This window comes from Actibacterium lipolyticum (assembly GCF_900184935.1).
In the GTDB taxonomy this organism is placed as follows: domain Bacteria; phylum Pseudomonadota; class Alphaproteobacteria; order Rhodobacterales; family Rhodobacteraceae; genus Actibacterium_A; species Actibacterium_A lipolyticum.
On the sequence record NZ_FXYE01000001.1, the window covers coordinates 1,500,815 to 1,524,475 of the forward strand.

The following is a 23,661-nucleotide window of genomic DNA, read 5'->3' on the forward strand; positions in this document are numbered from 1 at the left end:
TATGGAAGAGTAAAAATGCTAGAAATCAAAAACTTGCACGTGAAACTTGAAGAGGAAGACAAGCAAATCCTCAAAGGCGTCGATCTGACGGTCGAAGCTGGCAAGGTTCATGCGATCATGGGGCCGAACGGATCGGGCAAATCGACGCTGTCTTATGTTTTGTCTGGTCGCGACGGGTACGAAGTCACCGCTGGTTCCGCCACGCTGGACGGCGAAGACCTGTTGGAGCAAGAACCTGAAGAGCGTGCCGCCGCTGGCCTGTTCCTTGCGTTCCAATACCCCGTTGAGATTCCCGGCGTTGGCAACATGACCTTCCTGCGCACCGCAGTGAACGCACAGCGCAAAGCGCGCGGCGAAGAGGAAATGAGCGCGGCTGATTTCCTTAAGCTTGTTCGCGCGAAGGCCAAAGACCTTAAAATCGACGCTGATATGCTGAAACGCCCCGTCAACACCGGCTTTTCCGGTGGTGAGAAGAAGCGTAACGAGATCCTTCAGATGGCCATGCTTGAGCCAAAGATGTGCATCTTGGATGAAACCGACTCTGGCCTTGATGTTGATGCGATGAAGCTGGTGTCCGAAGGCGTGAACGCGCTGCGCGACGAAAACCGGGCGTTTCTGGTGATCACCCACTATCAGCGCCTGCTGAACCACATTAAGCCTGACGTTGTGCACATCATGGCCAACGGCCGGATTGTGAAAACGGGCGGTCCAGAGCTGGCGCTTGAAGTCGAAGAAAACGGTTATGCCGACATTCTGGCGGAGGTTGCGTAATGGCGCTACCCAAAGCAAAAGAAGACGCGACGGTAGCCCGCATCGCGGGCCTGACGCGGCTGGAAGGGGCCGGTTGGCTGGATGGTGCGCAAGCTGACGCAATCACTCGACTGCGTGCCATGGGGATGCCCGGGCGTCGCGACGAATACTGGAAATACACGGACCCAACCAGCTTGGCGTCGGTTGACCCGGTTCCGGCTGCTGTGTTCGACACATCCGACGAAGCACCGATCTTTGATGGGATCGATCGTCTGAAAGTGGTTTTCGTCGATGGGGTCTTTGATGCGGATGCGTCCGATGACCTGTCGATGGAAGGGATCGAGATTGAGCGCCTTCAGGATGTTGCCAAGACCGATATCCACTGGGCCAAAGACCTGTATGGCGTCCTTGAAACACGCGGGCAAAACCCGGTGGATCGCCCGCTTGCGGTGCTGAACACTGCCTTTGCCACGGATGGTATCGTGATCAGAGCGACGGGCAAGGCTGCGAAGCCCGTTCACATGATTTATCTACATAAATCAGATAGTTCCGACGCGATCCTTCATCATCTTGTCAAGGTCGAAGAGGGCGCAGAGCTTACCGTTCTAGAGAGCGGCCCAGCGGCAGCACGCTTTAACCAAGCGATGGAGGTCGAGGTCGCGGATCGTGCAGATTTCCACCACATTCGCGCGCAGGGTCGTGACCATGAACGCCGTGCGGTGACGCATATCTTTGCGCGTCTTGGCACCGAAAGCCTGTTCAAATCGTTCACGATGACTGCGAACGGTGTGATGACCCGCAACGAAGCCGTGATTGAGCTTACCGGCGATGATGCCTCGGCTCATATCGCGGGTGCTGCGATGGGCGATGGTGACTTTCATCACGATGACACGATTTTCATCACCCATGACGCGGTGAACTGCGAAAGCCGTCAGGTTTTCAAAAAGGTTCTTCGCAACGGGGCAACGGGCGTATTCCAGGGTAAAATCCTGGTGAAAGCGGGCGCGCAGAAAACTGACGGTTACCAGATCAGCCAATCGCTGCTTCTGGACGATGACGCGCAGTTCCTCGCCAAGCCAGAGTTGGAGATTTACGCAGATGATGTGGCCTGTTCACATGGCTCCACATCCGGCGCGATCGATGACGAGGCGTTGTTCTACCTGCGTTCGCGCGGTGTGCCCGCAGGGCAGGCGACTGACCTTCTGACGCTGGCGTTTCTTGCCGAAGCGATTGATGAAATCGCGGACGAAGCGATTGCGGACGAAATCCTGTCGCGTCTAGAGGCTTGGCTGACAAGGCGCCGGGGCTAGATGGCAATCACGACGGAGATATTGCGCAGTTACCGTGCGCCACGTGCGGTCCTGCGACGTCAACTGGCGGGTGGCGCGCGGGAAGACCGCGCGCTTATCTACCTGTTTGCCGCTTGTTTGATCATCTTCATCTCTACGTTGCCGCGCTTGGCCAGAGAGGCGCATCTTGCCCCTGAAATCCCACTGGATGCACGGGTCGGTGGCGCGATGTTGGGCTGGATTTTCATTGTACCGTTGGCAATGTACGGGCTGGCCGCGCTTAGTCATCTGATCGCCAAACTGTTTGGCGGGCAGGGCGGATGGTACGGCGCGCGTCTTGCGCTGTTCTGGGCTTTGCTTGCGGCATCGCCTGTGTGGCTGTTTCACGGCATGGTTGCCGGGTTCATCGGGCAAGGGGCGGCGTTGACTGCGGTTTCGGCTGTCCTTGCAGTCGCTTTCTTCTATATCTGGCTGTCAGGTCTGCGCGAAGCCGAAAGCGTTGCCGAAAACGAATCCACCTCAAAGGGAAGCTGATGAGTGAGACGTTGAAATCGCTGGCCATCATGGCACGTGACACTGTTCGTGACCCTAAAGAGGGCGCGCGTCGCGTGCTTTCCATTCCGATCCCACGGGATGCATTGTGGCAAGCGCTTGCGTTGGTCGTGATCCTTGGGTTGGTGCAGACATATCTGAATGGTGTGTTGATGCCCGGGCCCGTTGATCCGATGACATCAACGTTTCGCGATGCGCCGTTGAAGGGCGCGATCATCGCTGGGCTGGCGACGGTGGCGATGGTTATCGCGCTTCATCGCGTTGGCCGATTGTTCGGTGGCACCGGGGATTTTGACGGCGCGCTAAGGCTTATTGTCTGGCTTCAGGCAATTATGTTGATTTTCAACATGATACAGCTTTTTTTCCTTGTCACGATACCGCCTTTGGCTGTCCTGATGGGGGCTGTGAACCTGGGCCTGCTGCTGTGGCTTTTGACGAACTTCGTCACTGTGCTACACGGGTTTCGGTCGCTGTTTCCCGTGTTCATCATGATCATGGTCACGGCGTTTTTCCTTGGGTTCTTCTTCTTCTTTCTTCTCTCACTCTTTGGGTTAATCACCCTGCCGGAGATCCAAAATGTATGATCTTGCCGCTGTCCGCGAAGATTTCCCAATCCTCTCTCGTGAGGTGAACGGCAAGCCGCTTGTCTATCTTGATAACGGCGCCTCGGCGCAGAAGCCTCAGGTTGTGATTGATGCCGTGACGCAGGCGTATTCCATGGAATATTCCAACGTTCACCGCGGGTTGCATTACCTTTCGAACCTAGCCACCGAAAAGTATGAGGCCGTGCGCGGCACTGTGGCCAAGTTCCTTGGCGCGAAGGATGAGGATGAAATCGTCTTCACCTCGGGGACGACAGAAGGCATCAATCTGGTTGCATATGGCTGGGCCATGCCGCGCCTAAAAGCCGGGGATGAGATTGTTCTAAGCGTGATGGAGCATCACGCAAACATCGTCCCGTGGCACTTCTTGCGGGAACGTCAGGGCGTAGTTCTGAAATGGGTTGATGTGGATGCCAATGGCGACCTCGACCCGGCCAAAGTCCTTGATGCGATCGGGCCAAAGACCAAGCTTGTCGCTCTGACCCACATGTCAAATGTGCTGGGCACGGTTGTGGACGTGAAACCGATCGTTGATGGCGCGCATGATCGTGGTGTGCCGGTGCTTCTTGATGGGTCGCAAGCGTCTGTTCACATGCCCGTCAATGTTGATGAGATTGGCGCAGATTTTTACGCGATCACCGGGCACAAGCTTTACGGCCCTTCCGGTTCCGGCGCGATCCACATCAAGAAAGAGCGGATGGCCGAAATGCGCCCGTTCATGGGCGGCGGCGACATGATCCGCGAAGTGCACAAGGATGTGGTGACCTATAACGACCCGCCCATGAAGTTTGAGGCAGGCACCCCCGGTATCGTTCAGCAAATCGGCATGGGCGTCGCGCTTGAATATATGATGGGTCTGGGAATGGAAAACATCGCGGCGCATGAAAAGGCGCTGACCCAATACACGCGCGACAAGCTGGATGGGCTGAACTGGCTGAATGTTCAGGGAAAATCTGCGACCAAGGGCGCGATCTTTTCGTTCACGTTGAATGGGCCCGCACATGCGCATGACATTTCGACGGTGCTTGATAAAAAGGGCGTCGCCGTGCGCGCTGGCCACCATTGCGCCGGGCCGTTGATGGATCATCTGGGCGTCAGCGCGACCTGCCGCGCGTCATTCGGGCTGTACAACACCACCCAAGAGGTTGACGCTTTGGTGGACGCGCTGGAACTGTGCCACGAGCTGCTTGGCTAGCCGGGCAGGGCAGAAACTGCCCTCGATCAATTTTCCGCCCTGCACGTAGGAGTTACGCGTTGCAGGGCGCTGACCTTTGTCATATATGACCGCTCAGGCACCCGTAGCTCAGCTGGATAGAGCGCTGCCCTCCGAAGGCAGAGGCCAGAGGTTCGAATCCTCTCGGGTGCGCCAAAACTCTATCTAAATTTAGCCGCCACGACGCAGCATGTAGATATCCATCAGCCAGCCGTGCTTGGCGCGGGCTTTTGCGCGGGTGTCCAGAATCGTTTCGCTGATTTCGGACAGGGGGCCGGAAAGGGTGATTTCCTCGGCCATGCCTGCATACGCGCTCCACCAAATGGTGATGCCTTCGGGGGGCAGGGTCTGGAACGCACAGGTGCCGTCCAGCATGATTACCAATGTATCAACGCTCGCGGGCCATCCGCCGTCGCGCAGGCGGCGGCCTGTGGTGATCGTGACAGGTGCGCCGATTTCGTTCAGCGGGATCGCGTGGCCAGCCGTCAGCGCCTGAATGGACGTCATGCCAGGGATCATGGTCACGCGAAGCGGCATCACGGTTTTCACACGCTCAGCGATGCGCAACGTGCTGTCGTAAAGCGATGGGTCACCCCACACGAGGAACGCAACGCGGCCCGTCTTTCCCAACTGGGTTTTGATTTCATTGGACCAAACAGCGGCAATTTCATCATGCCAGTCGTCAACCCCGCCCCGATAATCAGGGTTTTCGGCGTCCCGTTTAGGTAGGTCGAAATCGTGAATTCGTGTGGTGGGGTTGGTCAGAACATCGGCGCAGATGGCGCGGCGCAGTTCGACCAGATCGGATTTGTTTTCGCCCTTACGCGGGATCAAAATCAGATCGGCAGAGTTGAGCGCCTGGATCGCCTGCAGGGTCAGGTGCTGCGGATTGCCGGTTCCGATGCCGACCAGAAGAAGCTCAATCATATCAGACCCCTAAAAAGAAAGACGGCCCCGAATAGGAGCCGTGCTGTCGTAGAATTATGTGCGATTTCAGCCGGCGTTATAAACGCGTGGGGTCATCAGGGCGCTGATGCGTGCGCCTTTCAGCGCCTTGGCACCTGCCAGAACAGCCAGATCAACCAGCGGCTCAATCGCGACGACCAGCATGTATGCGCCACCGAAGGTGGATACGGCTGCGATGTTGCCTGCGGTGAAACCTTGGCCATAGAACGCCCAGAACGCGACCCAAGCGACAACGCCGCCTTGGTATGCTGTGGAAAGCGCCAGCGCCTGACCGTACTTCAGGTCAACATAGGCGGTGTTCGGTGCGATGATCTTTTTGGCCAACGCTTGCAGGGCGAACAGTGGCACCAACAGCGTTGTCAGGTTCATGCCGTACTGTGGCAGGTCAAACGGGGCAAGGAACATGCCCTGCGCCAACAGGCCCAGCGACAGGCCGATGGCCGCTGGGGCCGCGCCAAACATCAAGAACAGGGTCGAGCCGAGGATGAAGTGAACCTCAGACACACCAACTGGATAGTGCGGCAGGATCTGAAAGAAAGTCAGAACCAACAGCGTGGTCATCACGCTGCGGATGGCCAGACCGGAAAAGCGGCTTTCGCGCACGGCGTCAGCGGCAAGTTTCAGCCCGTAAGTGGCAGCACCCGCTGCGGTGGCATAGCTAAGCGCAAGCTTTGCGCCTACGACGATACCTGGTTCGATATGCATGTCTTTTTCTCCCTGCCGTCTCACCCGACGACGATTTTGGTATGAAGCCAGCCGCGCGGCTGGACGATGTCGGTTTGCACGGGCGATCCCATGCGGCGTGACGGCAGGTCTCCTGACTTGCGGGTCGTCGCTTTCCCGGGCCTTCCCAACCAGATGGTCAGTGGCGTTTTCCGGGCACGCTCGCCGTTTACAGTTGCGGGGGCAGTCACGGATTTGGCGCCTGATGGCTACACCTCACCGTGTTCCCTTTTGATCCCTTGGCTTTTTGGCCGCTGGGAACCGTCACTTAACGAATGTCACGCAGGCCAAGCCGCTGTCAAGCGTCGGGCGAAGCCAGTGCGCCATAAAGAATAAGCGCGGGCGTGGTTCCTGCGGAATTGGTAAGATATTCAGCCAATTCTGCGATAGTATGCCGCGCAAGGCGTTGATCAGGCGTTGAAACCGCTTCGGCCAGCAGGGCGGGCGTTTCGGCGGGCAGGCCAGCTTCGATCAGGCGGTTCACCAGCCCGGCAAAGGTGCGTTTTCCCATGTAGACCACCGTTGTCGCGCCCGGATCGGCAAGGGCGGCCATGTTCAACCCTTCGGGCAATTCGCCAGTGACGTCGTGCCCGGTGACATATTGAACCCGGCGCGCGGTCAGGCGGCGCGTCAGCGGAATACCCGCCGCCGCAGCCGCGGCCGAGGCCGCAGTGACGCCGGGGATGATTTCATAATCAATGCCAGCGGCGCGAAGGGCGACAATCTCTTCCTCCAACCGCCCAAAAACGCCTGCGTCGCCTGATTTCAGGCGCACGACCTTTTGGCCGGTAATCGCATAATCCACCAACAACTGACTGACATGATCTTGCTTGGGAGAGGCGCGTCCGGCGCGTTTTCCCACGCCAACCAGATCGGCACCGTCGCGCGCGTGGCCAAGGATCGGGCCAGAGGACAAATCGTCAAACAAAACGGCATCGGCGGACTGAAGGCGATTAACCGCCTTTAACGTCAACAACTCTGGGTCGCCGGGCCCAGAGGATACAAAACTGACGAAGCCGGTCATTCTGCCTCCGCGATCAGATGGAAGAAACTGCCCGTCGCGTTCCCGCGGCACGAGCCGGTTTCAGGAACGTCAGTGCCATTCGCATCACGCACACGGGCCAAGGGCGCGTCGGGTTGTTCAAGGATGGTGGAATAGTGAAACTCATGCCCGCGCAGTTGCGCGCCCGGTGCATAGCCGGGCAGGGGTGCGGCCAGTTCTGCCTGACGATACCCCAGATGCATCTTCCGCTTTTCATAGGATGTCACCAGCCCCAGCAATCCTGCCATTTGGTGGCGCACACCGTCTTTGTCGATCAGGCCCGCGCCCATGGCCATGTAGCCGCCGCATTCGCCGTGAACGGGTTTTGTTTCGGCAAAAGACTGCATCGCGTCACGGAATGTCTGGGCCGCGGCCAGCTTGCCTGCGTGCAGTTCCGGGTATCCTCCGGGCAACCAGCACACATCGGCGCGATCATCTGGTGCCTCGTCGGCAAGCGGGGAAAACGGCATAACCTCGGCCCCGGCAGCGCGCCAGCTTTCCAGAAGATGAGGGTAGACGAAGGAAAACGCCTCGTCGCGGGCAAGGGCGATACGTTGGCCGGGCGGCGGCGTGTTCGTTGGGGTGACGTTAAGTACGTTTGTGGTCTGTGCAGAGGCCCGCAGGGCGGCAATGTCGATATGTTCAGCAATGAACGCGCCCGCCGCGTCCAAAATCCGCTCTAACTCTGGCTGTTCTTCGGCTTGGACCAGCCCAAGATGCCGTTCCGGCATTTCAACGGTTTTCAGGCGTGGCAGTGCGCCGAATACGGTGATCCCCGCAGCCTCCATCCCGGCGCGGACCAACGCTTCGTGGCGGGGGCTGGCGACGCGGTTCAGAACAACGCCTGCCAGTTTGGTGTCGGGCCGCATCGCCGCAAAACCCATTGCCACAGCGGCGGCAGATTGCGCCTGTCCCGATACATCCAGCACCAGCACCACGGGCCAGCCCGCAAGGGCCGCAATATCCGCGCTGGCCCCGGTGCCGGTTTCACCCGGCTGGGCAACCCCGTCAAACAGGCCCATCGACCCTTCGGCCAGAATAAGGTCCGCACCATCAGCCGCGCCCAGCAATCCGGCGATACGCCCTTTGCCCATCGACCAACTGTCAAGGTTCACGGATGTGCGCCCGGCGGCCGCGCGGTGAAACGCCGGGTCGATATAGTCCGGCCCGCTTTTGAACGGCTGAACGGCAACGCCTTGATCACGCAGCGCGCGCAACAGGCCCAGCATCAGGGTGGTTTTGCCCGTGCCCGACGCAGGGGCAGAAATTAACAGGCCAGCGGGCAGCATTATTCACCCTCCGGGAAGCGCGGCTCGGTTCCGACGGGGCGGAAACGGCGGTCATAGTCGCCCGCGTAAAGGCAGCTTTCGTTGAACTCTTCGGCACCAATGGCGTGCCCAACGAGGATCAAGGCGGTGCGCCCGCGTTCCCCTTCGGTGGCTTCTTCAAGCGTTTCCAGCGTTGCGCGTACAATGCGCTGATCGGGCCAAGTGGCGCGCCAAATGACGGCGACGGGGCAATCCGCGCCGTAATGCGGTGTCAGCTCTTCGATGACACGTTCCAACACATGCACGGACAGGTGGATGGCAAGGGTCGCGCCGGTGGCCGCGAAATTGGCCAGCGTTTCGCCGTCGGGCATCGCGCTGGCGCGGCCTGACGTGCGGGTCAGGATTACCGACTGGGCAACGCCTGGCAGGGTAAGTTCCGCGCCCAAAGCTGCCGCAGCTGCGGAAAACGACGGGACACCCGGCGTCACGTCATAGGCAATGCCAAGCGCGCGCAATCGGCGCAGTTGTTCGCCCATTGCCGACCAGACAGACAGATCACCCGAATGAAGCCGCGCGACGTCCTGACCGTTGGCATCGGCTTCGGCGATTTCGGCCATGATTTCGTCCAGTGACATGGAGGCCGTGTTCACAATCTTTGCGCCTTCGGGGCAGTGCGACAACAGCGCCTCGGGCACCAGCGAACCGGCGTAAAGGCAAACCGGGCAAGCGGCGATCAGGTCGCGCCCACGCAGGGTGATAAGATCGGCAGCGCCGGGTCCTGCACCGATGAAATGCACTGTCATTGCGAAATTCCTTCTGCGATCGCGGCAGTTGCCATGCCGTCTTTTGATGATACGCGCGGGCCCAACAGTTGCGCACCGGGGCCTGCGGCGGCAAGGGCCGCAGCCTCAGCCACCGAGCCGGTGCCGAATTGGGCCATGACGCGGTCAGATTGGGTTATGGTTTGTTGGGCTGCAAGCTCGGCTGGCGACACGGCGACAAGCGGCAGGGTCATGCGTTCGCTAAGGGTAACGATCTGCGGCGCTGCTGCTTTCACCTTTGCGGTGGCAAGGGCCTGAACGTTACCGCCAGCGGCTTCTAGCGCCTCTTGCAGCGAAGAAACGGGGGCATTTTCGCGAAAGCCGATCCCTGCAACCCTCATCGTGTCACGCTCCATTGGACGACGGGGCGGGCGCGGGCCCAGCCGCGCATGCGACCCAGCGGTTCGGCCTCTGCCAGTTCAACCCGCATCAGAGAGCCGCCCTTGTCGGCGTGCCAATTTGTGAACAGCATTTCGGTTTCAAGCGTCACCGCATTGCCCACCAGACGCGTGCCTTGCGGGATCCGTTCCCAGACGGCCGTAAGCAGCGCGTCAGAGGCACCGCCGCCAATGAACACAGCGTTTGGGGTGGGCAGGTCGTCCAGACGGTCGATGGCCTTGCCCTCAACCGCGGATAACCGATGCGCCAAGCCGAAATCCGTGGCGTTTTGGGTGATGTTGAGCATTCGATCCGCGCGCGCCTCGACAGCGGTGGAGGTTGCGGACGGCGCGGCAAGGCACCATTCGACCGAGACAGAGCCAGAGCCAGCCCCCAAATCCCAAAGCCGTTCGCCGGGGCGTGGGGCAAGGGCAGACAGCGTTAGCGCACGAATGGGCCGTTTGGTGATCTGCCCATCATGGGCAAACGTATCGTCGTCAAGGCCACAGGCGCGTGACAGCCCCGCCGCGCCACCAGCCAGAAGGCCAACAGCGACGGGATGCGCGATGTCGGAAAGGTCAAAGGCGTCCGCTGAAACGGTGCGAACCCGTTCATTCGGCCCCCCCAACGCCTCCATCACCGTCAGGGTCGACGGGCCGAAACCTTTGCTGGTCAGCCACGCCGCCAGTTCCGCAACGGCGGACCCGTCGCGCATCAAACATATTATCCGTGCGTCGCGGGCAAGGATCGGGACCAGCCGCTCAAACGGGGCTGCGTGCAGGCCGATGCACAGCGTTTCCTCCAGCCGCCATGCCAGGCGCGAGGCGGCAATGGAAAAGGTTGACGGCGCAGGATGGGCCACCCATTCGCCCGGTTCGATATGGGCGGAAAGCGAACCTCCGGCCCCGTGCCAGAACGGATCGCCCGATGCAAGCACGACAACCGGCTGGCCGCGCAGCGCCAAAACGGGGTCTACCGAAAACGGAACGGGCCATTCCCGCCCGCGATCACCTGCATCGCACAGCGCAAGGTGGCGCGGCGCGCCAAAAATAACCTGAGCTTTGGAAACGGCGGAACGGCTTGCATCTGATAGCCCACTCAGACCATCTTCGCCGATACCGACAATCGTCAACCAGGGGTCAACCATGACACGTATCCTTCTTCTCGGCGGCACGACAGAGGCATCGCGGCTGGCCAAAGCCTTGGCTGACGCAGGCGCCGATGCGGTGTTTTCCTATGCTGGCCGCACGAACAACCCCACGCAACAACCTTTGCCCACCCGGGTTGGGGGCTTTGGCGGTGTTGAGGGTTTGGAGGCTTATCTTAACGCCGAAAACATCACGCATGTGATCGACGCGACCCATCCCTTCGCCGCTCAGATGAGCATGAATGCCGTGGCCGCGTGTGCCAACACGGGCGTGTCGCTGTGCGCGTTTGAGCGCGAAGCGTGGACGCCCGACGCTGCGGACGACTGGCAGTTCGTTCCCGATATGGCGGGTGCGGTTGCGGCCTTGCCCGATGATCCCACGCGGGTCTTTCTGGCGATCGGGCGTCAGCACATTGCCGATTTCGCCGTCAAACCCCAGCACGATTACCTGCTGCGCCTTGTCGACCCGCCCGAAGGCGCGCTGCCGCTGCCCAATGCCGAGGCGGTCGTGGCGCGTGGCCCGTTCACGGTCGCGGATGACACCGGATTGATGGAAAATCACGGAACCCAGCTTATCGTCGCCAAGAATGGCGGCGGGCTTGGCGCACGCGCCAAACTGGACGCCGCGCGCGCGCTTGGTGTGCCGGTCATCATCATCGACCGGCCCGCCATTGCGCCACGCACAATCCTGCGCAGCGTGGACGAGGTGATGGGCTGGCTCCCTCATTCCGCGCGCCGTGGGGTGTAAACATATCGGCCAATGCGGCGCGTGTCGGGGTTGCCGACGATCACAACCGTGCGCATGTCGGCCATTTCAGGCGTGGCTTCGCCCAAGGTGACCGTGACGATCTTTTGTTCCGGCGTCGAAACGGCGCGCGCGAATGAAATCAAGCCGTTAGGGCCGCATTCTTCACGCAAAATCTCAAGTGCGCGGGTGAACTGATGTGGGCGGCTTTTTGAGCGTGGGTTATAAAATGCCATCGCAAACCCGGCCTGTGATGCAAGCCGAAGCCGCTTTTCGATCAGATCCCAAGGTTTCAGGTTATCCGACAGGTTGATCGCACAGAAATCATGGCCCAAGGGCGCGCCCATCTGGGCGGCTGCTGCGAACATGGCGCTGATGCCGGGCAGAACGCGAATGTCCAAGTCGCGCCAAGTCGGCTCGCCATTTTCCACCGCTTCGAACACGGCAGAGGCCATCGCGAACACGCCCGGATCACCCGATGAAACGACAACAACACGCTTTCCCTCTGCGGCCATCGAAAGGGCATGGGAGGCGCGTTCAACCTCGACCCGGTTATCGGTTGCGTGCAGGGTCAGCCCGTCGCGTGGCGCGACCCGCGCAACATAGGGAATGTAGCCGACAACATCGGTCGCTTCCGCCAAGGCCGCGGTAACCTCGGGCGTGACAAGCGCATCAGCACCGGGGCCAAGGCCCGCGATTGTGACCCAGCCGCTCATGGTCGCCGCCCATGGCCGTGCACGATGGCGATGGCGAAATAGGGGACGATATCGTCAATTTCGGAAAGCTTTTGAACGGTTTGGCCGGGCATGGTGCCCCGTTCGACCAACCACGCGGCGTCCAGCCGGCCTGCAGCCTTTAGCGCGCGCCGCAGTTTAGGTAGGTTGCGCCCGATCTTCATGAACACAAGCGCGTCAGACCCCTTGGCCCGTTCTGTCAGCTCTTCTTCTGGCAGGGTGGCCATCAGGACGGTCAGAACGTCATCGCCCCATGTGATGGGTTGATCTGTCGCTGTCCAACAGCCCGACATGCCGGTGATACCCGGCACGATCTCAACCTCTGTGCGGCCCTGCAGACGGGAATGGAGGTGCATGAAAGAGCCGTAAAAGAACGGGTCGCCCTCGCACAGAACGATCACATCGTCGGTCTTGGCCAAGGCGGCCAAACGGTCGGCCCAGTCGGCGTAAAACTCTGACAGGATGCGGTTATATTCGGGGTCCGAGAAATGGATTTCGGTCGTGACGGGGTATTCCATCGCGTATTCTGTCGCCTTTGGGTGCAGCATCCCTTCGACGATTTGGCGGGCCTGACCTTTGCGACCGGCCTTGCGAAAGAACGCCACGTGACCCGCGCCGCGGATCAGGCGATCGGCCTTAACGCTCATCAGATCGGGGTCGCCGGGGCCAAGGCCGACGCAGATAACCTTACCGCTCATACTCATTCCTTCCAACTGGCCAGCGCGTTAACCGCAGCCACAGTGATGGCCGATCCGCCAAGCCGCCCGGTTACAACCATTGACGGCACGGGCAGGTCTTCCATCAACGCGTCTTTGGATTCAGCGGCGCCGACGAAACCGACAGGGCAGCCGATGATCGCGGCAGGGCGCGGGCAGGCGGGGTCTTCCAGCATGTTTAACAGGTGAAACAGCGCGGTTGGCGCGTTGCCGATGGCGACCACTGCGCCCTCCAGATGCGGCCGCCACAGTTCCAGCGCGGCGGCGGATCGGGTGTTGCCCATTTCCTTGGCCATGTCGGGCACGGCGGGATCCCGCAGGGTGCAGATGACCTGATTGTCGGCGGGGAGGCGGGGGCGGGTGATGCCTTCGCTGACCATATAGGCGTCACACAGGATCGGCGCGCCATCGGCCAGCGCCTTGCGCGCAATCGCGGCCATATCGGGTGAAAAGCGCACGTCACGTTCCAACCCAACAAGGCCAGCGGCATGAATCATGCGCACCACCACGGATTCTTCGTCTTTGGTGAAACGGGCAAGGTCAGCCTCGGCCCGGATGGTGGCAAAGCTTTCAGCATAGATCGCCGCGCCGTTGGTTTCATAGGTGTGGGGCATCAGGGGCTCTTGAACAGTGTTTCGGGGTGGGTGGTCAGCATATCGGTCGTCAGCCCGGTTTTGACGGGTCCGTCCGATGCGCGACCCTTGTGGATCAAGTCAAATCGGTCGCCGGGTCGGGCGACCAACGTATACTCTGTGGCGGCGGGTCGGGCGCACCCCTTGGTGCAGCCTGACACGTGCAGTTGGGTGCCACTGGGGATGTGCGCGGCCAATGCACGGGCCAAAAGGCGCGTTTCGCCAAGCGCTTGCGGGCAGGCTGGCGCGCCTGTGCAGGCAACGACGTTCAGCAATTGCGCATCAGGCGACGTGATCGTGCCAGCGATGCCCGACATTTCCTGCGCGCCTTCGACCAAGACCATGCGCCATGGTGTTACGCGAAGGGGGCCGCGCTTGGCGATTTCTTCCAAGGTCGCGGCGGTTAACTGGCCGAACTCAAACGCGATCAACGTGCCGCGGGTCGTTGGACCGGGGCTGGGGCGTTCGATGGGCGGTTGGGCGGTTACTGCGGTGAATTGGTCCGGGACTGGTGCTAAATGGCGCGCCATACGTCCACGCCCGTCAGGTGCCCCACCGGTTGCAACGAACCAGTGCGCAAGAGTCAGCGCCACAGACGCCGCGGTGTCTTTGGTTACGATTGCGCCCGTCGTCCGCCCTTCTGCGCGGCAGATCAGTTGACCATTCGCACCGCGTTCAATTCGGATATCGGCCGAGGCGCTGGCCAACACAGGCTGCACCCCGCAATCGACGGCGAAGCCGAATTTGCCGGGCAGGGTGGGCGCGTCCGGCGCGGCCAGGGCTTGCGTCAACGCAGCAGCGATTGTGCGCGTTTCATCCCCATCCTGCCAAAAGGGTGAAACGATGATGTTGCGCCGCGCTTCTTGTTCGGTTGTCTCGTCGATCAGGTCGAGCTGTCTTAGCCCGTCGATAAGCGCCGGATATGTATCCTCGCTTACGCCGCGAAGCTGCACATTCGCGCGTGACGACAGATCGATCAGCCCGTTCCCATGTTCCCGTGAAAGCTGAGCAATGCCAGCGGCTTGGTCTTGGGTTAGCCGCCCGCCACGGGGACGAATGCGCACAACCAACCCATCCCCGGATTGCATCGGGCGCAGGGCACCGGGGCACCAGCCGCGGATCACTGGCGCGCTCATCCTTCGGCCCCGATCGTTGCGGCGATGGAGTTGCGGCGCGTTACCCACAGGCCTGCCTGATGCAACGCATCAAACCGGGCGCGCATGGCGGCAAGGGCTTCGGGGTTTTCGGCTTGCATGAAGGCGACAAGGTCGTCCCGGCCAAGCGTCGCCTCGTGATACATGTCAAACAGATGCGCCGGGACCACGCCCGCCAGATGCGCAAACGCGGCCATGTGATCCAGCGTGGCGGCGATTTCGGCTGCCCCGCGGAAGCCATGGCGCATCATACCGCTGGCCCAATCTGGGTTGGCGGCGCGGGCGCGGGTGACGCGGGCGATTTCTTCGGTCAACGAACGTGCCTGTGGGGCATCGGGGCGCGTGGCATCCAGATGATAAAGCGCGGGCGCGGTGCCCCCCAAACGGGCGACGGCGGCGGCAAACCCGGCCTCGTGCGCGGCATAGTCTGACGCCAGCAGCACATCTGTTTCGGGCAGGTCCTGAAGGTGAACGAAAGCATCCGCCCCCTTAACGCGCTTTTCCAACGCATCGCGGGCGGGCGAAGAGGTGCCGCTGGCGTCAATCGCGTGGGAAGAGGCGTTCAGCCAAGCCTCCCCCGCTGCCGCGCGGGCCTCTGCGGTGTAATCTTCCAGCGCTTCGCCCATGTTCAGGCCGTATTGTCCGGGTTTGGGTCCGAACACGCGCGGGGTGGTGTGCAGATAGGGGTTATCGCCCGCGTCTTCCTCGCGCTCGGCCAAGGCAGCGGCGGCGGCTTCGAACATTTGCGCAAGGCCAGGGAATACATCGCGGAACAGGCCCGAAACCCGCAAGGTAACGTCGATGCGCGGGCGATTTAGCAGGGCCAGTGGTAGCACTTCGAACCCGCTGACGCGTTCTGACCCTTCGTCCCATTTCGGGGCCAGCCCGGCCAGATGCAGGGCCATGGCGAATTCTTCACCGGCAGTCCGCATTGTGGCTGATCCCCACAGATCAATCACCAACCCCTTGGGCCAATCGCCGTGGTCCTGAAGGTGCCTGCGCAACAGTTCTTCGGCCAGTTTCACACCTTGGGAATGCGCGGCGCGCGACGGAACGGCCCGCGGGTCAGTGGTGAACAGGTTGCGCCCGGTTGGCAGAACGTCGGAACGGCCCCGGAATGGTGACCCCGAAGGGCCGGGCGGGACGAAGCGGCCCGATAGGGCAGCGATCAGGCCGCTGGCCTCGCTGGCGCCACAGTCGCCCGTGCCGAATACGTGCAGCCCATCGCCATACTGGCTTTCCTTGATGTCGCAGACGAAGCGGTCGATACGCGTAATCGCCTCGGCCGGGCAGGTGTCGGGTGTCAGGCCAAGGTCGGCTTCAACCCCGGTGCCCTGCGCCTCGGCCCGGATATCTTCGATCAGGCGGTCGCGGCGGGCGGGGTCTAGCCCGTCGGCGGTGGAATATTCATCCAGCAGGCTTTCGAGCCGCCCCATACCTTCGGGCAGTTTCGTCTGCGCCAGCGGCGGGGGCAGGTGGCCAATGGTAACCGCGCCGATACGGCGCTTGGCCTGCGCGGCCTCGCCGGGGTCATTCACGATGAACGGATAGATAACGGGCATCGCCCCGGTCAGCGCCTCGGGCCAGCAATCGTCAGACAGGGCCACGGCCTTGCCCGGAAGCCATTCCAGCGTGCCATGCGCGCCAATATGGATCAGCGCGTCGGCCTGCGCCTTCAGCCACAGGTAAAACGCAACATAGCCATGGCGCGGGGTGCGGGCGAGGTCGTGATAGTCGTCGGCGCGTGTCTTCACCTCGCCCCGTTCGGGTTGCAGCGCGATCAGCGCGTTGCCGGAACGGAGGGCTGCGAAGTGGAAGGTGCCGTTCTTGACCGATGGGTCATTCTCAGCCGCGCCCCAAGCTTCGGTCAGGTCATCGCGAAGAGGTTCGGGCAGCTTGGCCAACGCCGTCAGGTATTCTGCAACCGGCCATTCGCAGGTCTGGGTGAGCATGGCTTTGCCAAGGTCGGCGACTTCAGTGGTTTCGAAACCATCCCCAGCAAGACCGGTAAGGATTGCGTTTGCTGATGCCAGCGCGTCCAGCCCAACCGCATGGGCCAGTTGATGTGCCTTGCCCGGATAGGTCGATAGGATTAGCGCGACCTGTTTGTCGGCGTTGGTCTTTGTGCCCAGCGCGTGCCAACCCGCGACACGATCCGCGATGGCGGCTATCCGCGCGTCGTTTGCACGGTGGGCAAAGCGGGAATATTCCAAATCTGGGTCACGCTTTGACGGAGCCTTGAAGCTGGCAACGCCGGTGAAAATGCGCCCGTCCACCTCTGGCAATACCACATGCATGGCCAGATCGGCGGGGGAGAGGCCGCGCTCTGCCTCGGCCCATTCTTTCTTGCGGGCGGTGGATAGGGCGACCTGAAACACCGGGCAACCGGCGGCGTTCAGGGGTGATGGCGCGCCATCGGCACCTTGGGCGGAAAAGGCAGTGGCGTTGACGATAACCGAAGGGCAAAGCGTTTTGATCTGATCACGCAGCCACGCGGACGCGACGGGTTGTTTCAGACTAGGGGCAAAGGCACCAACAGCGTGAAACCCGCGTTCCTCTAGCGCCGCGATCAGTGCATCAACGGGCGAAGTATCGGCTGACGTCAGGTACGAGCGGTAAAAGCTGACCAGCGCCAGCGGTTTTTCTGATGGTTCCGGGGCGGGTACGACCCCTTGGCCGGGACGGTAAAACCCGAAGTCGGGCACAGTTTTTTCACCCAGTACCGGACCAGCATAAAGCCCAGCCGCCAAAGCCAGTTGCGCCAACGCGGCCTGCGCAGCCACCGCGCCGCCTGCGTCACACAGGTGCTGAAGCCGGCGCAGGGTGGACACGGGCAGAGTGGACAGTTCATCCAGCCGCGCGTCTTCGCGACCATCCGCCGGAAGCACCGCCAGCGCGATGCCCTGACGGCGGGCCATATCCTGAAGCTGGGCTAGGCCATAGGGCCAATAGCTTTCGCCGCCGATCAGCCGCACCAGAATGCCTTTGGCACCTTCCAGTGTCTGTTCGGCGTAGGTATCGACCGACAAAGGATGGCGCAGCGCCACAAGGTTGGCCAGCCGCAAGGTCGGCAGCTTGCCGTCGGCACGATGCCAGCCCGCCGCGAAAGCGCCAAGGTCACTGTCGGAAAACGACAGCACCACCAGATCGGCGGGCGTTTGGCCCAGATCCGTCGGGGTATCGGTTTCCTCTAACCCGTGGCTTTCGCGAAAGACGACATGCATCGTTGGTTAGCCTTCCAGCACGGCGCGGATTGCGGCGGGGTCGATGTCGTGATGTTCGCCAATTACCACCAGCTGGGTTTGGCGCGGAGTGTCGCCCCAAGGGCGGTCATATTGGGCGCGAAGGCGTTCGCCCACGGCCTGAACCAGCATCCGCATCGGTTTGCCCTTTACGGCAACATAACCTTTCACACGCAGAACATGCTGTTCGCGGGCAAGGCGGATGATCGCGGCCTGAAGCGCGTCTGGGTCTTCAACTTCGGGCAGGTCAATCACGACGCTGTCGAAATCGTCATGTTCGTGATCGTGGTGACCATCGTGATGCGAGGGGCGCGCCTCTAGGTCATCTTCGGCGGCGGCGTTCAGGCCAAGGATCACGCGCGGGTCAATCACGCCTTCGCTCATCGGCAAGATGGGCAGGGTGCGGGGCGTTTCAGCCTCGATGACCTTCTTCGCGGCAGCAAGGCCAGCTTCGCCCGCCAGATCGGCCTTGGACAGCAGAATGATATCGGCACAGGCGATCTGATCTTCGAACACCTCGGACAGGGGTGTTTCGTGATCGAGGCTTTCGTCGGCGGCGCGCTGCGCCTCAACGGCTTCGACGTTGGGCGCGAAACGGCCTGCGGCAACGGCTTCGGCATCGGCCAGCGCGATCACGCCGTCAACCGTGATGCGCGAGCGAATGGCAGGCCAATCGAACGCTTTCAAAAGCGGCTTGGGAAGGGCAAGGCCAGAGGTTTCGATCAGGATATGTTCAGGCTGTTCTGGCAGGGCCATCAACGCCTCGATCGTGGGGATGAAATCATCGGCCACGGTGCAGCAGATGCAGCCATTGGCAAGCTCCACGATATTCTCGGCCGGGCAATCGGGTACCGCGCAGGATTTCAGGATGTCACCATCCACGCCCGCCGTGCCGAATTCGTTCACCAGAACCGCCAGACGCTTCCCCTGAGGGTTCATCATCAGGTGCCGGATCAGCGTGGTTTTCCCGGCGCCAAGAAAGCCGGTGATGACCGTAACTGGAATTTTGGAAAGTTCAGACATTCAGGTTTACTCCTGCGGGGGGATGCGGGCGATAGATTGTTTTCGGAAGATGACGGGGCGTTCGCGCCAAGGCACCAGCCCGTCTTCGGTGGCGGCATAGGCGCTGGCACCTTGCACGATTTCTGGGACGTGTTCTGCTGGATCAAGGTTGCCATAAACATAGGTCCAGCGACCCGGGCCACCGGTCAGCGCGATGGAGCAACCGTTGGAACAGGCCGACAGGCATTCGACCCCACGCAAGGTCACACCTTCGGGCAGGTCTGCGGCCTCTAGCGCGTTCAAAAGGTCGGTGCCGGGGCGGGGCGCTTCGGCGTCATCCGGCACACCACGGCGGCAGGTCGTGCAAACATTGATCGTTATCCCGGCCATCACGTGCCTTCCATTTCAGGAGCGAGGGGAGATTGCCAGCCGGGGACCGATCGGATGAGAAAGGCCCAGTGCCGGTCGCGAAACACCCCGTTCGCCCGTTGCGTCAACATGCGTTGGCAGGTCTCCCGGCTTGCGGATTTCGGGGCGTCTGCCCCGGTGGCCCGCCTGCCTTCCCGGCCTTTGGGCCAGTGGCACGGGGACCTCTCCGGTCACGGTCGCGGGGGCGGCTGCGCTTCGACTTGGACCAATGAATGGTCGCAAAGCCTGTCGCATTCCCTCTTCGCCTGTCATAGACAGGAACCAACACCGCCTCACCTGAGGCATGAGCCGCCCCCTTGTCAAGCAAAGGATGATTGCATGAGTGACCCCGCGCCCAACGAAGACGCACGCCACGCCGCGAAGATGGCCAAAAAGAAAGCCGCGCGGGACAAGATCATGGCGACGAAAGAGGGCGAAAAGGGCCTGATCATCGTTCACACCGGGCCGGGTAAGGGTAAAAGCTCCTCTGGTTTTGGAATGATTTTGCGCTGTATCGCCCATGAAATGCCCAGCGCGGTTGTCCAGTTCATCAAAGGCGCGTGGCAAACCGGCGAGCGGACGTTGATCGAAGAGAACTTCCCGGACCTGTGCCAGTTCTACGCAATGGGTGAAGGGTTCACCTGGGAGACCCAAGACAAGGCGCGCGACATTGCCGCAGCCCAAAAGGGTTGGGAAAAGGCGAAAGAGTTGATCCGTGATCCCGAGATCAAGATGGTCTTGTTGGACGAAATCAACATCGCGCTTCGGTACGACTATCTTGATATCGCGGAGGTTGTTGATTTCTTGCAGACTGAAAAACCACCGATGACCCATGTGGTTCTGACTGGCCGCAACGCCAAGGAGGAACTGATTGAGATTGCTGATCTGGTGACAGAGATGACTTTGATCAAGCATCCCTTCCGATCAGGCGTAAAAGGTCAGAAGGGTGTGGAGTTTTAAGGTTACAAGCGGGGGCGCTGCCCCCGCACCCCCGAGGTATTTAGAACCAAGATGAAAGCAACGTTTTGTTAACTTTGATCCGCGAAGATCGGGCTGCGGTACAGGGAGAGGTCCCGATGACCGCGCAAGGTGAAAGCGCCGCGCCCCTATTGCCGTTTACGCATGGGGTGCGGTGCCGATCCGCAATTTGGGCATTATCTTTCATCTTGGCGATAAATACCTCCGCCGGAGGCTCCTACAGCGAAGCCAGATGCAACGTTGGGGGGCTGCAATGACCGCGCTAATGATCCAAGGGGCGGGTTCCAATGTGGGCAAGTCGATGTTGGTGGCTGGGCTTTGTCGGGCGGCGCGGCGTAGGGGGCTTAGTGTTGCACCGTTCAAGCCACAGAATATGTCTAACAATGCAGCGGTGACGGTGGATGGTGGCGAGATCGGGCGGGCCCAGGCTTTACAAGCGCTGGCCTGCGGGGTTGAGTTGCACACTGATATGAACCCTGTGCTGCTTAAACCTGAAACCGATACCGGATCGCAGGTTGTTGTTCAGGGGAAGCGGCTGGCGACGGTCAAAGCCCGTGAATATGCGGCGCTGAAGCCGCGGCTGATGGAAAGCGTGTTGGAAAGCTTTGACCGGCTAAGAGCATCATATGATTTGGTGATTGTTGAGGGGGCTGGCAGCCCGGCCGAGGTTAACCTTCGCAAAGGTGATATCGCGAATATGGGGTTTGCCTGTGCGGCGGGTTTACCTGTTGTCTTGACGGGCGATATTGATCGCGGAGGGGTGATCGCGCAGATCGTTGGCACGCAGGCCGTTTTGGATCATGCCGAAAATGAAATGATCGCGGGGTTTCTGATCAATAAATTTCGCGGCGATCCGACGCTGTTCGATGATGGCTATCGCTTGATCGAAGAACGGACCGGCTGGCGTGGTTTCGGCGTTGTGCCGTTCTTTTCCGAGGCATCAAAGCTGCCTGCTGAGGATGCACTTGATCTATCGCGGGCGCAAACCGGGAAGGGGTTGCGAGTTGCGTGCCTAACGCTGTCGCGTATTGCGAACTTTGATGATCTTGACCCGCTTTCCCAAGAGCCGAACGTTGAACTGTTTATGGTGAAGGCCGGTCAGCCTATTCCCGGCGATACCGATTTGGTGATCATTCCCGGTACGAAATCCACGCGGGGTGATCTGGCCTATCTTAGGGTGCAGGGTTGGGATGTGGATATTGCAGCTCATGTCCGCAGGGGTGGCTTTGTCTTGGGGATTTGCGGCGGCTATCAGATGCTTGGCGACGTGGTGAATGACCCTGAGGGCATCGAAGGCGCGCCGGGACATTCGGCTGGTCTTGGGCTGTTGGCCTTGTCCACAGAGATGACACCTGACAAGCACCTGACCCGTGTCAGCGCTACGCATGCTGCATCAGGGACACCGATGGAGGGGTATGAGATACATATCGGTCGCACGGATGGTGCAGATCGCGCGCGGCCCTTCGCGGTGGTAGGCGGTCAGCCAGAAGGCGCGATGTCGCGCGATGGGCGGATCATGGGCAGCTATCTTCATGGGATGTTCGCGCAGGACCAGTTCAGGGCCGCGTTTTTGGAAGGGCTTGGCGCGCAGACCTCAAACCAAAGCTATTCGTCGGTTGTTGAGCAGACCTTGGATGCGTTGGCTGACCATCTGGAACACCATGTGGATGTGGATGGGCTTTTGGCGCTGGCGCGTTAACGGGTTTCCCATTCCGTTTCGCTGTTTTCCTGCCAGCCCGCGCGGTGCAGAAGCGGTGTGTCGTCCTTGAATTCGGGCAAGCCAACGCAAAGATATGCGCTGAATTCCCAACCTTCTGGTGTGTCGAAAATTTCTTCCACGCGCTCGGGGTCAAGGATTGATACCATGCCGACCCCGATGTTGTGCGCGCGTGCTGTCAGCCACAGGCTGTAGATCGCCATGGCCGTCGATTGGCGCAGTGTTTCGGGCATGGTGCGCCGTCCAAGGCCGCGTCCGGCTGTGGGATCAACGGCGGTGAATATCGCCAGATGCTCGGGTGCGACATCAAGGCCAGCAAGCTTAAGCCGCATATACTCGGCGCGGTCCTGAGTGCCATAAGCGGCGGCGGCGGCGGCGTTGCACCGCTCAAATTCGGCTCGGACCTTGGCGCGCAGTGTCGGATCAGTCACGCGCAGAACACGCCATGGGCGCGCGTTGCCCACGGATGGGGCAAGGTCCATCGCTTCGCGAAGTGGGGCAAGCTGTTCGTCGGTCAGCGGGTCGGGGCGAAAATGGCGGGTGTCACGCCGCCACCGAAGGACGTCTTTCAGCAATTCGGCATGTTGTTCAGCGAATTCCATCGGGTCCCTCCCGCAATGCGGTTTCCAGCCGGGCCCATTCTGCTTCGTCCCCGGGAAGCCCAAGGCGAAGGTAGGTTGGCGACCACGGAAAGCTGCGCGTCCAGATATGGGTGTTGGCCAAGTGGTTCTGTGCGGCGACGGCATTTGGGGTGTCGTAAAGCCGGAACAGCTCGGTTCCGCCGACCAACTGCCAGCCAGCGGTATTTGCCAGCGCATCAATACGTGTGGTTTCACCGATCAGCCGCTTGATGGTCCTTGCGGCCCAAGGCTGATCTGAAAGCGCGGTGCGGCCAATCTGAACGGCGGGGCCGGAAATGGGCCAAGGCCCGGCCATTTCAGACAGGTCTGCGATGTCCAGCGGGTGGCCCAGAACGAACCCAAGCCGCAGCCCGGCAAGCCCATAGAATTTGCCGAAAGATCGCAAAACATAGAGACCCCGCTGCGTGCCCACCATACCTGCGATAGACAGGTCCGGTCGTGCGTCGGCGAAGCTTTCGTCAACGACCAGTTGCCCAACAGATTGGAAAAGCGCCAACAGGTCTGCGGGCTGCATTTCGCGCCCATCGGGGTTGTTGGGGTTCACAAGAACCGCCATGTCGGCCCCGGCTAAATCATTGGGTGCCTGAACCTCTTCCACGGTCCAGCCTGCGGCCTTCAGGCTTGCGGCGTGTTCGTTGTAGGTCGGCGATAGAACCTTGGCGTGGCCGGGTTTGCCTAGGCGCGGGATCATCTGAATGGCGGCTTGCGCGCCTGCAAGCGGCAGGATCGCGGCGTTGGTGCGATAAGCGTCGGCTGCGGCGTCGGAAAGTGACTTGATCGCGACCTTGGTTGGCAAAGCGGCCCATCCCTCTGGTGTTAGGTCGGGAATGGGATAGGGCACGCGATTGATGCCGGTGGACAGGTCGATCCATCCTGTCCGGGTGCCGCCGAATTCGGCAATCGCCCAGTCAATATTCCCACCGTGATCGCGCATTATCCCT

Annotated in this window: 24 protein-coding genes, 1 tRNA gene and 2 riboswitches; of the genes, 9 read left to right on the top strand and 16 right to left on the bottom strand. The window is 60.9% G+C overall.

The window, feature by feature from the left end:
• Window positions 1–15: 15 nt before the first annotated feature.
• From sufC to COL8621_RS07420, 6 genes are all read left to right on the top strand, one after another.
• Window positions 16–771 (top strand): Fe-S cluster assembly ATPase SufC, encoded by a 756-nt coding sequence (gene sufC, locus COL8621_RS07395; RefSeq protein ID WP_093966608.1) that lies wholly within the window; start codon window positions 16–18, stop codon window positions 769–771.
• Entirely contained in the window at window positions 771–2,060 is a 1,290-nt protein-coding gene (gene sufD, locus COL8621_RS07400) for a Fe-S cluster assembly protein SufD (protein WP_093966609.1), read from the top strand. Before sufC ends, sufD begins: the two co-directional genes overlap by 1 nt.
• Window positions 2,061–2,573, top strand: a complete 513-nt coding sequence (locus tag COL8621_RS07405) for a YIP1 family protein (protein ID WP_093966610.1) — start codon at window positions 2,061–2,063, stop codon at window positions 2,571–2,573. It abuts the gene before it with no gap.
• On the top strand, window positions 2,573–3,175 hold the full coding sequence (locus tag COL8621_RS07410; protein WP_093966611.1) for a Yip1 family protein: 603 nt from the start codon (window positions 2,573–2,575) through the stop codon (window positions 3,173–3,175). Before COL8621_RS07405 ends, COL8621_RS07410 begins: the two co-directional genes overlap by 1 nt.
• Entirely contained in the window at window positions 3,168–4,388 is a 1,221-nt protein-coding gene (locus COL8621_RS07415; RefSeq protein WP_093966612.1) for a cysteine desulfurase, read from the top strand. The genes COL8621_RS07410 and COL8621_RS07415 overlap by 8 nt, the downstream gene beginning before the upstream one ends.
• A 97-nt stretch (window positions 4,389–4,485) precedes the next feature.
• Window positions 4,486–4,562, top strand: a tRNA-Arg gene (locus COL8621_RS07420).
• A 15-nt stretch (window positions 4,563–4,577) separates the two neighbouring features.
• Here the strand turns inward: COL8621_RS07420 and cobF are convergent.
• The 7 genes from cobF to cbiE form a co-directional block, all read right to left on the bottom strand.
• Window positions 4,578–5,333 (bottom strand): precorrin-6A synthase (deacetylating), encoded by a 756-nt coding sequence (gene cobF / locus COL8621_RS07425; protein ID WP_093966613.1) that lies wholly within the window; start codon window positions 5,331–5,333, stop codon window positions 4,578–4,580.
• A gap of 66 nt (window positions 5,334–5,399) precedes the next feature.
• Entirely contained in the window at window positions 5,400–6,077 is a 678-nt protein-coding gene (locus tag COL8621_RS07430) for an energy-coupling factor ABC transporter permease (RefSeq protein WP_093966614.1), read from the bottom strand.
• Between the two features lie 85 nt (window positions 6,078–6,162).
• Window positions 6,163–6,376, bottom strand: a riboswitch (cobalamin riboswitch).
• A gap of 17 nt (window positions 6,377–6,393) precedes the next feature.
• Window positions 6,394–7,119, bottom strand: coding sequence for a uroporphyrinogen-III C-methyltransferase (gene cobA / locus COL8621_RS07435; RefSeq protein WP_093966615.1), 726 nt, complete (start codon window positions 7,117–7,119; stop codon window positions 6,394–6,396).
• Window positions 7,116–8,426, bottom strand: a complete 1,311-nt coding sequence (locus tag COL8621_RS07440; protein WP_093966616.1) for a cobyrinic acid a,c-diamide synthase CobB — start codon at window positions 8,424–8,426, stop codon at window positions 7,116–7,118. The genes cobA and COL8621_RS07440 overlap by 4 nt, the downstream gene beginning before the upstream one ends.
• Window positions 8,426–9,208 carry a precorrin-4 C(11)-methyltransferase gene (gene cobM, locus COL8621_RS07445; RefSeq protein ID WP_093966617.1) on the bottom strand — a complete coding sequence of 261 codons (783 nt, stop codon included), beginning with the start codon at window positions 9,206–9,208 and terminating at the stop codon, window positions 8,426–8,428. The genes COL8621_RS07440 and cobM overlap by 1 nt, the downstream gene beginning before the upstream one ends.
• Window positions 9,205–9,567: a cobalamin biosynthesis protein gene (locus COL8621_RS07450; protein ID WP_093966618.1), complete on the bottom strand. Its 363-nt coding sequence runs from the start codon at window positions 9,565–9,567 to the stop codon at window positions 9,205–9,207. The genes cobM and COL8621_RS07450 overlap by 4 nt, the downstream gene beginning before the upstream one ends.
• Window positions 9,564–10,751 (bottom strand): precorrin-6y C5,15-methyltransferase (decarboxylating) subunit CbiE, encoded by a 1,188-nt coding sequence (gene cbiE, locus COL8621_RS07455; protein WP_093966619.1) that lies wholly within the window; start codon window positions 10,749–10,751, stop codon window positions 9,564–9,566. The genes COL8621_RS07450 and cbiE overlap by 4 nt, the downstream gene beginning before the upstream one ends.
• On the opposite strand from cbiE, the gene COL8621_RS07460 reads away from it, so the two are divergent.
• A complete protein-coding gene (locus COL8621_RS07460) occupies window positions 10,750–11,499 on the top strand; it encodes a cobalt-precorrin-6A reductase (RefSeq protein WP_093966620.1) in 750 nt (249 codons plus the stop codon). The genes cbiE and COL8621_RS07460 overlap by 2 nt on opposite strands.
• Here COL8621_RS07460 and cobJ read toward each other — a convergent pair.
• From cobJ to COL8621_RS07495, 7 genes are read right to left on the bottom strand one after another with little or no spacing between them, the layout of a single operon-like run.
• Window positions 11,475–12,212 (bottom strand): precorrin-3B C(17)-methyltransferase, encoded by a 738-nt coding sequence (cobJ, locus tag COL8621_RS07465; RefSeq protein WP_093966621.1) that lies wholly within the window; start codon window positions 12,210–12,212, stop codon window positions 11,475–11,477. The two genes, COL8621_RS07460 and cobJ, sit on opposite strands and share 25 nt — an antisense overlap.
• Entirely contained in the window at window positions 12,209–12,928 is a 720-nt protein-coding gene (locus COL8621_RS07470; protein ID WP_370804574.1) for a precorrin-2 C(20)-methyltransferase, read from the bottom strand. Before COL8621_RS07470 ends, cobJ begins: the two co-directional genes overlap by 4 nt.
• 2 nt (window positions 12,929–12,930) lie before the next feature.
• Window positions 12,931–13,560, bottom strand: a complete 630-nt coding sequence (locus tag COL8621_RS07475; protein ID WP_093966623.1) for a precorrin-8X methylmutase — start codon at window positions 13,558–13,560, stop codon at window positions 12,931–12,933.
• Window positions 13,560–14,714, bottom strand: coding sequence for a precorrin-3B synthase (cobG, locus tag COL8621_RS07480; protein ID WP_093966624.1), 1,155 nt, complete (start codon window positions 14,712–14,714; stop codon window positions 13,560–13,562). The genes COL8621_RS07475 and cobG overlap by 1 nt, the downstream gene beginning before the upstream one ends.
• Window positions 14,711–17,956, bottom strand: coding sequence for a cobaltochelatase subunit CobN (cobN, locus tag COL8621_RS07485; protein ID WP_093966625.1), 3,246 nt, complete (start codon window positions 17,954–17,956; stop codon window positions 14,711–14,713). Before cobN ends, cobG begins: the two co-directional genes overlap by 4 nt.
• 6 nt (window positions 17,957–17,962) lie before the next feature.
• Entirely contained in the window at window positions 17,963–18,997 is a 1,035-nt protein-coding gene (cobW, locus tag COL8621_RS07490) for a cobalamin biosynthesis protein CobW (RefSeq protein WP_093966626.1), read from the bottom strand.
• Window positions 18,998–19,003: 6 nt separating this feature from the next.
• Entirely contained in the window at window positions 19,004–19,366 is a 363-nt protein-coding gene (locus tag COL8621_RS07495) for a DUF1636 family protein (protein WP_093966627.1), read from the bottom strand.
• Between the two features lie 98 nt (window positions 19,367–19,464).
• Window positions 19,465–19,686: riboswitch (cobalamin riboswitch) on the bottom strand.
• Between the two features lie 37 nt (window positions 19,687–19,723).
• Here COL8621_RS07495 and cobO point away from each other — a divergent pair.
• Together cobO and COL8621_RS07505 are read left to right on the top strand one after the other, a co-directional pair.
• A complete protein-coding gene (gene cobO, locus COL8621_RS07500; RefSeq protein WP_093966628.1) occupies window positions 19,724–20,344 on the top strand; it encodes a cob(I)yrinic acid a,c-diamide adenosyltransferase in 621 nt (206 codons plus the stop codon).
• A gap of 271 nt (window positions 20,345–20,615) precedes the next feature.
• Entirely contained in the window at window positions 20,616–22,061 is a 1,446-nt protein-coding gene (locus COL8621_RS07505; RefSeq protein WP_093966629.1) for a cobyric acid synthase, read from the top strand.
• On the opposite strand, the gene bluB is transcribed toward COL8621_RS07505, so the two are convergent.
• Window positions 22,058–22,681: a 5,6-dimethylbenzimidazole synthase gene (bluB, locus tag COL8621_RS07510; protein ID WP_093966630.1), complete on the bottom strand. Its 624-nt coding sequence runs from the start codon at window positions 22,679–22,681 to the stop codon at window positions 22,058–22,060. The genes COL8621_RS07505 and bluB overlap by 4 nt on opposite strands.
• Window positions 22,668–23,654: a threonine-phosphate decarboxylase CobD gene (cobD, locus tag COL8621_RS07515; RefSeq protein WP_093966631.1), complete on the bottom strand. Its 987-nt coding sequence runs from the start codon at window positions 23,652–23,654 to the stop codon at window positions 22,668–22,670. The genes bluB and cobD overlap by 14 nt, the downstream gene beginning before the upstream one ends.
• Window positions 23,655–23,661: the final 7 nt, after the last annotated feature.

What these genes read in the sequence shown, in the direction of transcription:
- COL8621_RS07405 (WP_093966610.1), top strand. Translation starts at nt 2,061, where the DNA reads ATGGCAATCACGACGGAGATATTGCGCAGTTACCGTGCGCCACGTGCG.
- cobO (WP_093966628.1), top strand. Translation starts at nt 19,724, where the DNA reads ATGAGTGACCCCGCGCCCAACGAAGACGCACGCCACGCCGCGAAGATG.
- COL8621_RS07430 (WP_093966614.1), bottom strand. Translation starts at nt 6,077, where the DNA reads ATGCATATCGAACCAGGTATCGTCGTAGGCGCAAAGCTTGCGCTTAGC.
- cobF (WP_093966613.1), bottom strand. Translation starts at nt 5,333, where the DNA reads ATGATTGAGCTTCTTCTGGTCGGCATCGGAACCGGCAATCCGCAGCAC.
- bluB (WP_093966630.1), bottom strand. Translation starts at nt 22,681, where the DNA reads ATGGAATTCGCTGAACAACATGCCGAATTGCTGAAAGACGTCCTTCGG.
- cobG (WP_093966624.1), bottom strand. Translation starts at nt 14,714, where the DNA reads ATGAGCGCGCCAGTGATCCGCGGCTGGTGCCCCGGTGCCCTGCGCCCG.
- cobN (WP_093966625.1), bottom strand. Translation starts at nt 17,956, where the DNA reads ATGCATGTCGTCTTTCGCGAAAGCCACGGGTTAGAGGAAACCGATACC.
- sufC (WP_093966608.1), top strand. Translation starts at nt 16, where the DNA reads ATGCTAGAAATCAAAAACTTGCACGTGAAACTTGAAGAGGAAGACAAG.
- COL8621_RS07450 (WP_093966618.1), bottom strand. Translation starts at nt 9,567, where the DNA reads ATGAGGGTTGCAGGGATCGGCTTTCGCGAAAATGCCCCCGTTTCTTCG.
- COL8621_RS07505 (WP_093966629.1), top strand. Translation starts at nt 20,616, where the DNA reads ATGACCGCGCTAATGATCCAAGGGGCGGGTTCCAATGTGGGCAAGTCG.
- cbiE (WP_093966619.1), bottom strand. Translation starts at nt 10,751, where the DNA reads ATGGTTGACCCCTGGTTGACGATTGTCGGTATCGGCGAAGATGGTCTG.
- COL8621_RS07460 (WP_093966620.1), top strand. Translation starts at nt 10,750, where the DNA reads ATGACACGTATCCTTCTTCTCGGCGGCACGACAGAGGCATCGCGGCTG.
- sufD (WP_093966609.1), top strand. Translation starts at nt 771, where the DNA reads ATGGCGCTACCCAAAGCAAAAGAAGACGCGACGGTAGCCCGCATCGCG.
- COL8621_RS07495 (WP_093966627.1), bottom strand. Translation starts at nt 19,366, where the DNA reads ATGGCCGGGATAACGATCAATGTTTGCACGACCTGCCGCCGTGGTGTG.
- COL8621_RS07475 (WP_093966623.1), bottom strand. Translation starts at nt 13,560, where the DNA reads ATGCCCCACACCTATGAAACCAACGGCGCGGCGATCTATGCTGAAAGC.
- cobD (WP_093966631.1), bottom strand. Translation starts at nt 23,654, where the DNA reads ATGCGCGATCACGGTGGGAATATTGACTGGGCGATTGCCGAATTCGGC.
- cobJ (WP_093966621.1), bottom strand. Translation starts at nt 12,212, where the DNA reads ATGAGCGGCTGGGTCACAATCGCGGGCCTTGGCCCCGGTGCTGATGCG.
- COL8621_RS07470 (WP_370804574.1), bottom strand. Translation starts at nt 12,928, where the DNA reads ATGAGCGGTAAGGTTATCTGCGTCGGCCTTGGCCCCGGCGACCCCGAT.
- COL8621_RS07415 (WP_093966612.1), top strand. Translation starts at nt 3,168, where the DNA reads ATGTATGATCTTGCCGCTGTCCGCGAAGATTTCCCAATCCTCTCTCGT.
- COL8621_RS07440 (WP_093966616.1), bottom strand. Translation starts at nt 8,426, where the DNA reads ATGCTGCCCGCTGGCCTGTTAATTTCTGCCCCTGCGTCGGGCACGGGC.
- cobW (WP_093966626.1), bottom strand. Translation starts at nt 18,997, where the DNA reads ATGTCTGAACTTTCCAAAATTCCAGTTACGGTCATCACCGGCTTTCTT.
- COL8621_RS07410 (WP_093966611.1), top strand. Translation starts at nt 2,573, where the DNA reads ATGAGTGAGACGTTGAAATCGCTGGCCATCATGGCACGTGACACTGTT.
- cobM (WP_093966617.1), bottom strand. Translation starts at nt 9,208, where the DNA reads ATGACAGTGCATTTCATCGGTGCAGGACCCGGCGCTGCCGATCTTATC.
- cobA (WP_093966615.1), bottom strand. Translation starts at nt 7,119, where the DNA reads ATGACCGGCTTCGTCAGTTTTGTATCCTCTGGGCCCGGCGACCCAGAG.